The sequence below is a fragment of the Modestobacter sp. SYSU DS0904 genome (genome assembly GCF_054051115.1).
The window spans coordinates 1-12,153 of record NZ_JBJHAQ010000010.1; the positions used below are offsets into that span (position 1 = coordinate 1).

The following is a 12,153-nucleotide window of genomic DNA, read 5'->3' on the forward strand; positions in this document are numbered from 1 at the left end:
GTGCGGAGATGGCAGGACTGTGATGAGACACGCCAGCGCCAACTGGCGGTCAAGCTCCTGATCAGGCCAACGTCTCCGGCCGGGCCGGTGCCGGCAGCAGCAGACGGACAAGTCGGCTCAAAGGCACCAAGCCAGTCAGACCAAGGGTCACGCCCACTACTGCCGGCCGCCAGCCCATCACCATCAGACCGGCCCGGCCATGCTCACAGTCAGTCCAGCTGCAGGCCGGCGAGCGGGGACTCGTCGCAGATCTTCGCCGGCGGGATCGACGGCATGCCCAGCAGCGTGGGCTGGCCGCGCACCGGTCCCTTGTGCGAGTGGTCGAGGTGGCTCTTGGGTGTGACCAGCTCGAGGTCCCGGGCCGCCAGCGCGCTCTCCCCGTAGCCCTGCACGCACTCGGGGTCGGGCCCGTCCAGCGGGAGGCCGGTGAAGAACTTCGCCGCCATGCAGCCACCGCGGCAGGCGTCGAAGTGGGCGCACTTGGTGCAGGCGCCACCGGTCTGCGGGTTGCGCAGGTCGGTGAACAGCTCGCTGGTCTGCCAGACCCGCTGGAAGCCGCCCTCGCTGCGCACGTTGCCGGCCAGGAAGTTCTCGTGGATGGCGAACGGGCAGGCGTAGACGTCACCGACCGGGTCGATCAGGCAGACGACCCGGCCCGCGCCGCACAGGTTCAGCCCGGGCAGGGCCTCGCCGAACGCGGAGAGGTGGAAGAACGAGTCGCCGGTGAGCACGTTGTCGCCGTTGGCCAGCAGCCAGGTGTAGAGGTCCTTCTGCTGGGCCATCGTGGGGTGCAGCTGGTCCCAGACGTCGGCCCCGCGGCCGGACGGTCGCAGCCGGGTGATCCGGAGCTGGGCGCCGTAGTGGTCGGTGAGCTCCTTGAACTGGTCGAGCTGCCCGGCGTTCTCCCGGGTGACGACGACGGAGACCTTGAAGTCCTTCATCCCGGCCTCGGCCAGGTTCTCCAGCGCCTTCGTGGCGGTGGCGAACGAGCCGGCGCCGCGGACCCGGTCGTTGACCTCGGCGGTGGCGCCGTCGAGGGAGATCTGCACGTCGACGTAGTCGGTGCGGGCCAGCTGCGCGGCGCGGGTCTTGTCCAGCTTCACGCCGTTGGTGGAGAACTTGACCCCGACGTCGTGCCCGATCGCGTAGTCGAGCAGGTGCCAGAAGTCCGGCCGGACGGTGGGCTCGCCGCCGCCGACGTTGACGTAGAAGACCTGCATCCGCTGCAGCTCGTCGATGACCGCCTCGGCCTCGGCGGTGGACAGCTCGCGGGGGTCGCGCCGTCCGGAGGAGGACAGGCAGTGCACGCACGCCAGGTTGCAGGCGTAGGTGAGCTCCCAGGTCAGGCAGATCGGGGCGTCGAGGCCGTACTCGAACTGGTCGATCAGCTTGCCGCCGACGGGGCGGTCGGGGGCGGGGCGGGACGGCAGCACTGCGGTCACGCGGGGCTCCTTCTCTCGATCATCTGCGACCGGGCGAGCGTCGCGAGCGCCGTCACGTAGGCCGGGTGCTGGGCCTCGGGCACGCCGCACGCGACGAGGGTGGCGGGGACGTCCGGGTGCTCCTCGAGCGCGGTGACGACGGCGACCAGCGGCTTCGACTTGAGGAAGGACAGCTTCCGGTTGCCGAAGTGGTAGACCAGCGCGCCGAAGGGCTCGGGCCGCAGCGCCACCGACGGCGACTTGCGCCAGGGCACGGAGGCGTCGAAGGGGATCTCGTCAGCGGGGACGGTCACCGGCTCCGCGGCCGGCTGTGCGCCGGCAGCGGAGTCGGTCACCAGTGCGGCGTCGATCAGTACACCCCGCACATGCCGTCGATGGAGACCTCCTCCACGAGGGACTCCTCGACGAGGGCCTCCTCCGCGGGCGCGGCGTTCTCGATCTGGCTGTCCTGCTGCGTGGTCTCGGGCACCATTGCCTCCGGGTGAGCTGGGTCACGTGGACTCCGGCGACGCTAGGTGACACCCAGTGCCACGGACAAGGGCAACGAGGCCGACTTTCCGTACGGCGGAAGAGAGAGGATGGCGGGCGTGGTCGAGACGATGGTCGGGGATGCGCGGGACCTGACGCGAGCCCGGATCGAGCAGGCCGCCCTGGAGCTGTTCACCGGCACCGGCTTCGAGCAGGTGACCACCGACGAGGTCGCCGACGCCGCCGGGATCAGCCGTCGGACCTACTTCCGGTACTTCGCCACCAAGGCCGACGCGGTGTGGGGCGACTTCGCCGGCCACGTCCAGCGCCTGGAGGCCCGGCTGGCCGCCACCGACGGCCGGCAACCGGTGATGGCCTCGATCTGCGCGGCCTACGTGGAGGTCAACGACTACGCCGAGGCCGATCTGCCGCTGCTGCGGCAGCGGATGCGGCTGATCCTCACCGAGCCGGCGCTGCAGGCGCACTCCCAGGTGCGCTACGCCGAGGTCGACCGGGTGGTGGCCGAGCACGTGGCCCGGCGCACCGGGACGACGCCGGGCGGGCTGCTGCCCCGGCTGGTGGCCACCAGCACCCGGGCGGCGGCGACGACGGCCTTCGAGGTCTGGCTCGCCGACGGCGAGATGACCCTGGCGGCCTCGCTGCACAGCGCCTTCGACCAGCTCGCCGCCGGGTTCCCGGCCCTGCGCCGCTGACCGAGCCACCCGTCCGGGGGACGCCCCCCGGCAGGCCCGTCCAGCGCCCGCAGCGCCCGGCCGATCGAACAGCCATGCCCACTGCGCGCCCGGCACCGGCGCCTCGCCCGGCGCGTACCCGGACGCGCCGCTCGGACCTCGTCGCCGACCAGGTCCGCCGGCACGTGACCGCCCGGGCCCGCACCTCAGGGCTCGCGGTCGGCTCGGTGGCTGCGGTCGGCTACCCGGGCTGGGCCGTCCTCGACGCCGCCCTGGAGCCCGCGGCCTCCGGCCGACTGCTCGTCGTGCGCGCCATCGGCACCCTGGTGATCTGGACGCTGCTGCTGGTGCTGTGGCGCCGATCGGTAGGTCACGAGCGCCCTGGCGCGCTGGTCTTCGCCCTCCTCGCGGTGGTCCAGGTGACGAGCGCGTGGATGCTGACCGAGGTGCAGCACCTGGAGTTCTACCTGCTGGCGGCGTCCCTGGCGCTGCACGGCAGCGGTGTGCTGCTGGTGGTCCGCCCCCGGTGGACCGTCCGCCTGGTGCTGTGCACGTGGGCTGCGTTCCTCGTCGCGGTCGCGGTCGACCCGACACCCGTGGGCTCCCGGCTCATCGTCGCCGTGCTCGTGTTCCTGGCCATCACCAGCATGGTGGTGCTGCTGGCCCACTGGCGACGCTGGCGGCTGGCCGTGGGCGAGTTCATCGCTCGGCAGCAGCTCGAGGCCGAGCAGCGCCGCACCCAGCAGCTGCTCGTCCAGCTGGAACGGCTCAGCCACGAGGACCCGCTCACCGGCCTGGCCAACCGCCGCCGCTGGGACGCCGAGCTCGCCGAGTGCTGCGCCCGGGCCCGGGAGACCGGCGACCAGCTGACGGTCGTGCTGCTGGACGTCGACCACTTCAAGCGCGTGAACGACCGGCTCGGCCACGCGGCCGGCGACGCGGCCCTGCAGGCGGTGGCCGGCCTGCTCCACAGTCGGGTGCGCACCGGTGACCTGGTGGCCCGCCTGGGCGGGGACGAGCTCGCGGTGCTGCTGCCCGGGGCGGGGGTGGCGGACGGCGTCCGGCTGGCCGAACGGATCCGGGCCGACTCGCACGACCTGCGCCCCGAGGGGTTCACCGACCCCGGGGTCAGCCTGTCGCTCGGCGTCGCCGCCGCCGTGGGCGCCGGGGCGGACCCACGCGGGCTGCTGGCCTCGGCGGACGCCCAGCTCTACCGGGCGAAGGGCAGCCGGGACGCCGTCCGGGCGGCCCGGACGGCGCTCGCCTGACCGACGACGCGTTCACGACGCCGAGCCACACAGCCGGAGGGTGGCAGGCCGCGACGCCGGCCACCAACGCCTGCGCCGCGGCCGGGTCTCAGACCGTCGGGTTCTTCTGGGAGACCCCGCGCAGCACCTCGGCCGGGCGCTGCTGCTCCCCCGCATAGGAGCTGACCACGACCAGGGCCCCGGTCAGCGCCGGGATGACCCACTGGAGCTGGTCGAGCCGCTCCTGGGCGACGGCGACCTCGGCGCGGGCCCGCTTGGCCGGCCGGGTACCCCGCCTGGAGGGGGTGGCGCCCCCGGCGGCGACGATCCGGCCCAGCGCACGGCTGTAGGCGGTGACGCCGAGGGCCGCGGCGGTGAGCGCGGTCTTGGCGACCGACATGCCACCGGCGCCCTGCTGCTGGGCGACGCGCTGCTTGTTCGCCTGGAGCTGGCCGACGCTGCCGATCAGGTGCGCGCCGATCGCCGCGGCGTTGACCGGCGTCCACCGGTTCCAGCCCTCGTTGGCGACGGCGCCGGTGGCCTTGGCGCTGCCGGCTGCGCCGGACGCCGGGTTGAGCGCGACGGCGTTGGCGAGCGTGCCACCGAACCAGGCCGCGAGGCCGACGTCGTGCAGAGAGCGGGAGAGGGTGTTGCGGGCCATGATCGAACTCCAGTGGTCGAAGGAGGACGGCGGCCGGGGCGGTCGCCGCGCACGAGCGGCCCGGTACCCCGTGGTCCCGCATCCCACCCGCCGACACGCCATCGGCCGCCGACCGTGGCAGCCTCGGGGCATGGCCGACGCCGACCTGAACTTCTACTTCGACCCGGTGTGCCCCTTCGCCTGGATGACCAGCAAGTGGGTGCGGCTGGTGCAGTCCCAGCGCGACTACACCGTCGACTGGCGGTTCATCTCGTTGCGGCTGGTCAACGCGCACGTCGACTACGACGCCCAGTTCCCGCCGGAGTACGAGGCCGGGCACACCGCCGGGCTCCGGCTGCTGCGGGTGGCCGCCCGCACCCGGGACGAGCACGGCCGGGCCGCCGTCGGCACGCTCTACGAGGCGATCGGGCAGCGGGTCTTCGACACCGCACCCGACCCGGGGGCCCGCGACGGCGACCGGGGCACCCGCGGCTACCTGACCCCGGTGCTGGAGCGCGCCGGCCTCCCGGTCGAGCTGGCCGACGCCCTGGAGGACACCTCGTACGACGCCGTCGTCCAGGCGGAGACCGACGAGGCGCTGGCGCTGACCGGCAAGGACGTCGGGACGCCGATCCTGCACGTGCAGCCGCCGGCCGGGCTGGCGTTCTTCGGCCCGGTGATCAGCCGGCTGCCCGCCGAGGAGGACGCCGTCCGGCTGTGGGACCACGTCGTCGGCCTGGCCGGCTTCCCCGGCTTCGCCGAGCTCAAGCGGAGCCTGCGCGAGCTGCCCCAGCTGCGCGGGCTCGGCGTCGAGGAGGGTCAGGTCGGCGCGCAGGAGGACTGGCACGGCGGCAGCCGCCGGCAGCACAAGTAGGGGGAGACTGCCCCGGTGAGCAGCCTGACCCACACCGAGTCCGTCGTCGTCCACGCCACGCCCGAGGCGCTCTACGACCTGGTCTCCGACGTCACCCGCACCGGCGAGTGGAGCCCGGTATGCACCGCCTGCTGGTGGGACGAGGGCGCGACCGGGCAGGTGGGTGACTGGTTCACCGGCCGCAACGAGGTGCCCGGCCGCAGCTGGGAGACCCGCAGCCAGGTGGTCGCCGCCGACCGCGGGCGCGAGTTCGCCTGGCTGGTCGGCGGGAAGCTGGTCCGCTGGGAGTTCACCATGACGCCGGTCGAGGGCGGCACCCGGCTGACCGAGTCCTGGGAGTTCCTGCCCGCCGGGCAGCAGTTGTTCGCCGAGCGGTTCGGCGACCAGGCCCAGGCGCAGATCGACGACCGCACCCGGGCGGCGCACGAGGGCATCCCGGCCACGCTCGCCGCGATCAAGCGCATCGCCGAGCGCGGCTGACTCAGCCGGCCAGCCACGCCCGCAGGCCGGTGAGCAGCCGGTCGACGTCGGCGTCGTCGCTGTAGGGGGCGAGGCCGACGCGCAGGCCGCCGGTGTCACCCAGCCCCAGGTGGCGGCTGGCCTCCAGCGCGTAGAAGGAGCCGGCGGGGGCGTTGACGCCCCGCTCGGCCAGGAACCGGTGGGCGTCGGCGGCGTCCCGGCCGGCGAAGGTCAGCAGCAGCGTGGGGGTGCGCCGGCCGGCGCGGGACCACAGGGTGACGCCGGGCAGCTCCCGGACGCCGTCCTCGATGCGCACCCGCAGCCGGTCCTCGTGCTCCTCGACGGCGGCCATCGCGGCGGTGAGCCGGCTCCGCCGGTCGCCCTCCGGGCCGGCGATCCCGGCCAGCACGTCGACGGCGGTGGTGGTGCCGGCGAGCAGCTCGTAGGGCAGCGTGCCCAGCTCGAACCGCTCGGGGACGGCGTTCGTCGAGGGCAGCAGCTTGTCCGGGTGCAGCGTCTCCAGCAGCGCCGGGGCGGCGACCAGGCAGCCGCAGTGCGGGCCGAGGAACTTGTACGGCGAGCAGACGAAGAAGTCCGCGCCCAGCACGGTGACGTCGACCGGGGCGTGCGCGGTGAGGTGGACGCCGTCGACCCAGACCAGCGCGCCGGCGTCGTGGGCGAGTGCGCTGATCGCGGCGACGTCGGGGCGGGTGCCGATCAGGTTGGAGGCGCCGGTGACGGCGACCAGCCGGGTCCGCTCCGACAGCAGCGCGCCGACGGTGGCTGCGTGGAGCTCCCCGGTGGCGGGGTCGAAGTCGGCCCAGCGCACGGTCGCGCCGCGGGCCTCGGCGGCCTGCACCCAGGGCCGGATGTTCGCGTCGTGGTCGAGCCGGGTGACGACCACCTCGTCGCCCGTGCCCCAGCCGGCCGAGAGCACCCGGGACAGCTCGTATGTCAGCGCGGTGGCGCTGCGGCCGAAGACGACGCCGCCCGGCTCGCCGCCGGTGAGGTCCGCGACCGCCTGCCGGGCTTCCCGCACCACCGCGTCGGCGTTCCGCTCGGCCTGGGTGACCGAGCCGCGGTTGGCCATCGGCGCGGTCATCGTCGCGGCGACCGCCTGCGCCACGGCCAGCGGCGTCTGCGAGCCGCCCGGCCCGTCGAAGTGGGCGGCCCCGCCCCGCAGGGCCGGGAACTGGGCACGCAGCGCGGCGACGTCGAAGCTCACCGGATCACGCTAACCGCGGTCGTCGGCCGGGACAGATCCGGCCGACCCGTGGTTGCCATACTGGAAAACTCGTCTCATACTTTCCGACATGGAAAACTCGTGGCGCAGCGAGACGGACCCCGAAGCTGCCCGGCGGGCGCTGGCCGTGGCGGACGGGGCCAGCGCAGCCGGCGCTCGACGCGCCGTGCGGCCCTGGTGGTACCACCCCGCCCTCGGCGGCTGCCTGGCCCTCGTCTTCGCGTCCTTCAGCTTCGACCTGAGCACGCCCGTGGTCGCGGCCTTCGTCGTCCTCGTCGTCGCCATCTCCGCAGGCGCCCGGTCGGCGACGGGAGCCGCCCCCCACCGCTCGTACCTCAGCCGGGCGACCAGGGGCCCCAGCGTCGCCTTCGTCGTCCTCACCGTCGCACTGTTCGCCGTCGGTCTCGTGCTGGAGCGGGCAGCTGACCTGACCGGTGCGATGGTCGTCTGCGGCCTGGCGGTCCTGGTGCTCACGGTGATCACCGGCCGGCGGGTGGACCGGGCGAGCGCCGAGCAGCGAGCGAGCCGGGACCACGGGTGACCCAGCCGGCCTTCGACGAGGTGATCCACCCGGAGAACCGGTTGCGCCTCTGCGCGATCCTCAGCTCCGTCGAGGCGCTGGCCTTCGCCGAGGTCCGCGAGGCCCTGGCCGTGAGCGACTCAGTGCTCAGCAAGCAGGCCAAGATCCTGCAGGAGGCCGGCTACCTGACCATCCGCAAGGAGTCGGGCAACCGCCACGTCCGGGTCTGGCTCGAGCTCACCCCCCGTGGACGGGAGGCCCTGGCCGGCCACCTCGCCGCGCTGCGCTCCATCGCCCAGCTGGCCAGCTCGCCGACGTGACGCGGAGCCGCCGCACGGGACGGGGGCTCTACGAGTGGGTCTCTCCGGCCCGGAGGCGACCGGTCAGTCCGGCGATCCGGGCCCGGAGGGTGGCGCAGCCGGGCGCGTGCGTCCAGCGCTGCGGGAAGATGCCCGCGTGTCGGGAGCGCAGCCGGTCGTGCGGGTGGCGGGGCCGGACGACGTCCCGGCCATCTGCCGCTTCGGTGCGGCGCACGTCCCGCCGCACTACGCGCCGCTGATCGGCCCGGAGGCCGCGGCCGACCAGGTCCGCACCTGGTGGAGCGAGACGGCGATCGGCTCGGCCGTGACCGCCGGGCTGGTGGTCGTCGCCGAGGCCGGCGGACAGCTGCTCGGTGTCGCCCAGCGCGGCCGCAGCGGCGCCGACCACGTGGTCTGGAAGCTGTACGTCCACCCCGGGCACCGCGGCCGGGGGCTGGGCCCGCAGCTGCTCGATGCCGTCATCGGCCAGCTGCCGGACGACGCCGAGCGGCTGTGCATCGAGCACTTCGCGGCCAACGAGCGCGCGAGCGCGTTCTACGAGCGGGCGGGCTTCACCGTCGAGCGCATCGAACCGAGCCCCACCGGCGACCCCGCCCGCGCGATCGTCTGGCGCGCCCGCCCGCTGGACCGTCAGGGCGCTGAGGAGCCCCGCCACACGTAGGTGCAGTCGGGCTCCCGCTCCTCGTTGCGGCCGCCGTCGTCCTCGTCGACCAGGACGAAGCCCGCCGCCTCGTAGAACCGCCGGCCACGGCGGAGAAGCCGACGATGCGCTCGCCGTGCTGGGCGACCCGGACCCGCTGCTCGGCCAGCACCACGTGCGCGATCCACCAGCGGGTGGCCGCCTCGTCGTGCGGGGTGGCCAGCCAGGGCATCGCGACCGCCCGCGAACGCCGGAGCAGCGCGGTCAGCTCATCGGCGTCGCCCGGCTCTCCGTCCCGGAGCCCTCCGCCCCACCCGGTCATCACCTCACACCCCCGTCCGCTGGGCCACTGGTCCTCAGCTGCTGGGGCACCCTGCCAGTCGACGAGCTGGACGATCACGCCGTTGGGGTCCCGGACCTGGAAGGCGCGCTCACCCCACTCCTCGACGGTCAGCGGCATGGTGATGGCGACCCCGGCCGCCTGCAGGCGCGCCAGTTCGCCCTCCAGGTCGTCAACGGTGAACGCCAGGATCAGGCCACTCGCGTGCTCGTCGCGCTGGTCGGCCGGCAGCGTGGCCAGGCCCCTGCGCAGGAAGACCACGTTCAGGCCGGCGTCGGCCCGCGAGAGCGAGGCGAACCCGTCGGCGACCATCTCCTCGGCGAAGCCGAAGTGCTCGGCGAGGAAGGCGCGAGCGACGAGCAGTGGTGGGCGGCCAACGCGCCGCTGCTGAGTCAGGTGTTCGACGAGGAGTACCACCCCCTCGCCGTCCGGGTCGGCACGGCCGCGGGGGCCGCCCACGGCAGCGCGCACGACCCCGACCACGCCTACCGCTTCGGCATCCAGCGAGTGCTGGACGGCCTCGCGCCACTCATCGCCGACCAGCGGCCGTGAGCCGGCGCCGCCCACCTCACCCGGTCACGACGAGCGCGACTCGAGCAGCTGCCGGCCCGGCCCGGCCAGCTCCGTCAGCACAGCGGTGCGACCGCAGGCGGCCAGGAGCAGGTCGATGCCGCGGCCGCAGGCCTCGGCGCCGTCGCCCGCCGACCAGTCCAGGTCGGTGGCCACCAACCGCAGGCCGCGCAGCCGGCCCCGGGGGACGAACCCGACCGGCCGCCCGGTGGTGACGAACTCCAGCGCGACCCGCACGGCCGCCGGGTCCGGGTCGAACGGCAGCCCGAGCGGGAGCCGCATGTCGCCCTCGTGCACCAGCACCTCGGCCAGCGGCGCCCGCGGCCCGGTGACCGGCGGGGTGAACCGGCTCTCCGCCCGCTCCCGCAGCAGCGCCACCGTCTCGGCCACCGGACGGCGGCCGGCGCGGCGCGCGGCCTCGTCGTTGGCCCGGTGCAGCCGGCCTCGGGCGCGCACCAGGTCCCGGGCGAACTCCCCCAGCGCACCCGGCGCGGCGGCGTCGGCGAGGTGGGCACCGACCGTGCGCACGTCCCACCCCGCACAGAGGCTCGGCGTCGTCAGCTGGTTCTCGTCCAGCCCCGCCAGCAGGTCCGCGACCGCCCGCCGCCGCACCGCCGTCAGCGCGAACGGGTCGGGTTCCTGCACAGCGCTGCTCCTCGCCTGCGGTCAGCTGACGCGCGCCGCGATGGCGCGGGCACAGTCCAGCGCCTCGGTGCGGGTGGTGTCCACCTCGAAGTCGTAGTGCACTCCCCGGTGCACGATCTCGGCCTGTGACGCCGCCATCCCGGTCACCCGGTCACCCCGGGCGAGCTCCCGGCCCGTGGCGACCGCCGGATCGCAGCGCACGCCGACCCACAGCACCGCCAGCCCGGCCAGGTGGGCCCGCGTGCGCGCCTGGGAGGCGGCCCCGCCGAGGAACACGTCGTCGACGATGACGCGCGCCCCTGCCCGGACCATCCCCGCCACTCCGGCCATCCAGGCGTCCTCCAGCTCCCGGAAGGCCGCGCCGACGGCCACCTCGCCACGCTGCCCGACCGCCACGCCGGTGTGGTCGTCCAGCAGCGCCGGGGGCAGCCGGTCGATCAGGTCGTCCACGCCGAGGCGGAGCCACGGGTCCGGCAGCACCGCCTGCAGGCAGCGGGCGATCCCGGACTTGCCCGAGCTCGACCCGCCGTTGAGCACGATGACCTGCGTCGTCACCGGGTCACCGCCGCGACGATCCGGTCCGGCCGCACCAGCACCGAGCGGCCGCGCAGCCACCGGACCAGCTCGGGCGAGGCGAGCGCGGTCGCGTCGACCACCTGCCCCGGCCAGTCGGCGGGCACCCGGCCGCCCGCGGTGAGCACCGTCCAGCCGTCACCCAGCACGTCGTCGAGCCGCCGACCCCCGACGGTCGGCTGCGGCACCAGCGTGCCCACCGGCGACCCGGGCGCGAACCGACGGCGGCGCACCAGCGGCCCCGGCCGCAGCGGCGGCGTCCGGCTGTCCGCGGCGAAGGCGGCCACCCCGGGCAGCGCGAGCACGCCCCGGCGGAGCAGCGCCGCGGAGCGCCCGCCGCCGTTCATCAGCCGGCCGAGCAGCACCGCCAGCCGGATCAGCGCCGCGGCGTGCGGCGCCCGCTCCGCCTGGTGGGTGTCCAGCAGCGCGTCGTCGGCGCCGGCCAGCACCGCCGCCAGCTTCCAGCTCAGCTGGTGCACGTCGCGCAGCCCGAGCCCGAGCCCCTGGCCGATGAACGGCGGCGTCAGGTGCGCGGCGTCGCCGCACAGCAGCACCCGCCCGGCGCGCCAGCGGTCGGCGACCTGCGCGCGGTAGGTGTACTCCGCCGTCCGCACGACCGCGCAGCCCGCGGCGCCGAACCGGCCGAGCAGGGCCGGCAGGTCCAGGTCCGCCGCCGTCTCCCCCGGCGCCAGGCGGAACTCCGCGCGGTACCGGTCCCCGGTGATCGGCATGAACGTCGCCGGGCGCACCCGGTCGCAGACCTGGTGCACGCCGGGCCACACGTCCAGCGGGACGGCGGACGACAGGTCGACCACCAGCCAGCGCTCGGCCGGGCCGAGGTCGCGCATCCACCCGCCGATCAGCCGGCGCACCGTGCTGTTCGCCCCGTCGCAGCCCAGCACCGCGTCGGCGACCACCTCCTCCACCGCCCCGGTCGCCCGGTCCCGGGCCACGAGCCGGACCGATCTGCTCCCGTGTTCCACGTGCAACACCTCGACCCCGCCGCGCAGGCCGGCCCGGGGTTCGGCGTCCAGCGCCGCCCGGAGCACCGCCTCCAGGTCGGGCTGGTGGAACATCGAGCCCTGCGGCCAGCCGTGCACGCCACTCCCCCGGGCCGCCTCCAGCAGCACCCGGTGGTCGGCGTCCAGCAGGCGCAGCCCGGCCATCGGCCGGCTCGCCGCGGCGAACGCGTCGGCGACGCCGGCGGCCTGCAGCACCCGCAGCGACTCGTCGTCCAGATGGACGGCGCGGGGCTGCGGAGGGGGCGCCGGGTGCCGGTCGAGCACCAGGACGTCGACCCCCCGGCGGGCCAGCAGCAGCGCCGCGGTCACCCCCACCGGGCCGGCACCCACCACGACCACGCTCACCGGGCCAGTCTCACCCACCGCCGCCGTGCCACCTGGCGGAAGCCCACGTCGCGGTTGTGTGACCGGCGGCATAGGTTCCGGCTCCGGGTGCAGGAACGTGCCCGTGCACCGAC

Annotated in this window: 17 protein-coding genes; 8 read left to right on the forward strand and 9 right to left on the reverse strand. The window is 75.0% G+C overall.

The genetic code is table 11. The features are described from left to right. Positions 1 to 209: 209 nt before the first annotated feature. The 3 genes from mftC to mftA are packed head-to-tail and all read right to left on the reverse strand — an operon-like array spanning position 210 to position 1,911. On the reverse strand, positions 210 to 1,442 hold the full coding sequence (gene mftC, locus ACI79U_RS08790) for a mycofactocin radical SAM maturase (protein WP_457066544.1): 1,233 nt from the start codon (positions 1,440 to 1,442) through the stop codon (positions 210 to 212). Beyond that, the gene (mftB, locus tag ACI79U_RS08795) at positions 1,439 to 1,777 is read right to left on the reverse strand and encodes a mycofactocin biosynthesis chaperone MftB (protein ID WP_457066546.1); all 339 of its coding nucleotides are present in this window, start codon (positions 1,775 to 1,777) and stop codon (positions 1,439 to 1,441) included. The genes mftC and mftB overlap by 4 nt, the downstream gene beginning before the upstream one ends. 14 nt (positions 1,778 to 1,791) lie before the next feature. Continuing rightward, the gene (mftA, locus tag ACI79U_RS08800; protein WP_457066548.1) at positions 1,792 to 1,911 is read right to left on the reverse strand and encodes an electron carrier mycofactocin; all 120 of its coding nucleotides are present in this window, start codon (positions 1,909 to 1,911) and stop codon (positions 1,792 to 1,794) included. Between the two features lie 118 nt (positions 1,912 to 2,029). On the opposite strand from mftA, the gene mftR reads away from it, so the two are divergent. Continuing rightward, a complete protein-coding gene (gene mftR / locus ACI79U_RS08805; RefSeq protein ID WP_457066550.1) occupies positions 2,030 to 2,623 on the forward strand; it encodes a mycofactocin system transcriptional regulator in 594 nt (197 codons plus the stop codon). A gap of 74 nt (positions 2,624 to 2,697) precedes the next feature. Next, on the forward strand, positions 2,698 to 3,870 hold the full coding sequence (locus tag ACI79U_RS08810; RefSeq protein WP_457066552.1) for a diguanylate cyclase: 1,173 nt from the start codon (positions 2,698 to 2,700) through the stop codon (positions 3,868 to 3,870). 88 nt (positions 3,871 to 3,958) lie between these two features. Here the strand turns inward: ACI79U_RS08810 and ACI79U_RS08815 are convergent, their stop codons facing one another. After that, the gene (locus ACI79U_RS08815) at positions 3,959 to 4,510 is read right to left on the reverse strand and encodes a hypothetical protein (RefSeq protein WP_457066554.1); all 552 of its coding nucleotides are present in this window, start codon (positions 4,508 to 4,510) and stop codon (positions 3,959 to 3,961) included. Positions 4,511 to 4,640: 130 nt separating this feature from the next. Here ACI79U_RS08815 and ACI79U_RS08820 point away from each other — a divergent pair, with 130 nt between their 5' ends. Further along, positions 4,641 to 5,363: a mycothiol-dependent nitroreductase Rv2466c family protein gene (locus ACI79U_RS08820; protein WP_457066556.1), complete on the forward strand. Its 723-nt coding sequence runs from the start codon at positions 4,641 to 4,643 to the stop codon at positions 5,361 to 5,363. A 15-nt stretch (positions 5,364 to 5,378) separates the two neighbouring features. Continuing rightward, complete coding sequence (locus tag ACI79U_RS08825) at positions 5,379 to 5,843, forward strand: SRPBCC family protein (protein ID WP_457066558.1); 465 nt, start codon at positions 5,379 to 5,381, stop codon at positions 5,841 to 5,843. A 1-nt stretch (position 5,844) separates the two neighbouring features. Here the strand turns inward: ACI79U_RS08825 and ACI79U_RS08830 are convergent, their stop codons facing one another. Next, complete coding sequence (locus ACI79U_RS08830) at positions 5,845 to 7,047, reverse strand: cysteine desulfurase-like protein (RefSeq protein WP_457066560.1); 1,203 nt, start codon at positions 7,045 to 7,047, stop codon at positions 5,845 to 5,847. 88 nt (positions 7,048 to 7,135) lie between these two features. On the opposite strand from ACI79U_RS08830, the gene ACI79U_RS08835 reads away from it, so the two are divergent. From ACI79U_RS08835 to ACI79U_RS08845, 3 genes are all read left to right on the forward strand, one after another. Further along, entirely contained in the window at positions 7,136 to 7,606 is a 471-nt protein-coding gene (locus tag ACI79U_RS08835) for a hypothetical protein (protein WP_457066562.1), read from the forward strand. Continuing rightward, on the forward strand, positions 7,603 to 7,905 hold the full coding sequence (locus tag ACI79U_RS08840) for a transcriptional regulator (RefSeq protein WP_457066564.1): 303 nt from the start codon (positions 7,603 to 7,605) through the stop codon (positions 7,903 to 7,905). Before ACI79U_RS08835 ends, ACI79U_RS08840 begins: the two co-directional genes overlap by 4 nt. Before the next feature lie 136 nt (positions 7,906 to 8,041). Next, on the forward strand, positions 8,042 to 8,566 hold the full coding sequence (locus ACI79U_RS08845; protein ID WP_457066566.1) for an N-acetyltransferase family protein: 525 nt from the start codon (positions 8,042 to 8,044) through the stop codon (positions 8,564 to 8,566). On the opposite strand, the gene ACI79U_RS08850 is transcribed toward ACI79U_RS08845, so the two are convergent. After that, a complete protein-coding gene (locus tag ACI79U_RS08850) occupies positions 8,457 to 9,197 on the reverse strand; it encodes a VOC family protein (protein ID WP_457066568.1) in 741 nt (246 codons plus the stop codon). The two genes, ACI79U_RS08845 and ACI79U_RS08850, sit on opposite strands and share 110 nt — an antisense overlap. Positions 9,198 to 9,215: 18 nt before the next feature. Between ACI79U_RS08850 and ACI79U_RS08855 the strand changes: the two genes are divergently transcribed. Next, positions 9,216 to 9,437 (forward strand): hypothetical protein, encoded by a 222-nt coding sequence (locus ACI79U_RS08855; RefSeq protein ID WP_457066570.1) that lies wholly within the window; start codon positions 9,216 to 9,218, stop codon positions 9,435 to 9,437. A 24-nt stretch (positions 9,438 to 9,461) separates the two neighbouring features. On the opposite strand, the gene ACI79U_RS08860 is transcribed toward ACI79U_RS08855, so the two are convergent. Genes ACI79U_RS08860 through ACI79U_RS08870 form a run of 3 tightly spaced genes read right to left on the reverse strand, consistent with a single transcriptional unit; the run spans position 9,462 to position 12,040 of the window. Next, positions 9,462 to 10,100 carry a maleylpyruvate isomerase family mycothiol-dependent enzyme gene (locus ACI79U_RS08860; RefSeq protein WP_457066572.1) on the reverse strand — a complete coding sequence of 213 codons (639 nt, stop codon included), beginning with the start codon at positions 10,098 to 10,100 and terminating at the stop codon, positions 9,462 to 9,464. A 21-nt stretch (positions 10,101 to 10,121) separates the two neighbouring features. Further along, positions 10,122 to 10,655, reverse strand: coding sequence for a chloramphenicol phosphotransferase CPT (gene cpt / locus ACI79U_RS08865; protein WP_457066574.1), 534 nt, complete (start codon positions 10,653 to 10,655; stop codon positions 10,122 to 10,124). After that, complete coding sequence (locus ACI79U_RS08870; RefSeq protein WP_457066576.1) at positions 10,652 to 12,040, reverse strand: bifunctional 3-(3-hydroxy-phenyl)propionate/3-hydroxycinnamic acid hydroxylase; 1,389 nt, start codon at positions 12,038 to 12,040, stop codon at positions 10,652 to 10,654. The genes cpt and ACI79U_RS08870 overlap by 4 nt, the downstream gene beginning before the upstream one ends. Between the last annotated feature and the right edge of the window lie 113 nt (positions 12,041 to 12,153).

Excerpts from the sequence above, each read along its gene's own strand:
- ACI79U_RS08850 (WP_457066568.1), bottom strand. The coding sequence starts at position 9,197 with ATGGTCGCCGACGGGTTCGCCTCGCTCTCGCGGGCCGACGCCGGCCTG.
- ACI79U_RS08835 (WP_457066562.1), top strand. The coding sequence starts at position 7,136 with ATGGAAAACTCGTGGCGCAGCGAGACGGACCCCGAAGCTGCCCGGCGG.
- ACI79U_RS08810 (WP_457066552.1), top strand. The coding sequence starts at position 2,698 with ATGCCCACTGCGCGCCCGGCACCGGCGCCTCGCCCGGCGCGTACCCGG.
- ACI79U_RS08820 (WP_457066556.1), top strand. The coding sequence starts at position 4,641 with ATGGCCGACGCCGACCTGAACTTCTACTTCGACCCGGTGTGCCCCTTC.
- ACI79U_RS08815 (WP_457066554.1), bottom strand. The coding sequence starts at position 4,510 with ATGGCCCGCAACACCCTCTCCCGCTCTCTGCACGACGTCGGCCTCGCG.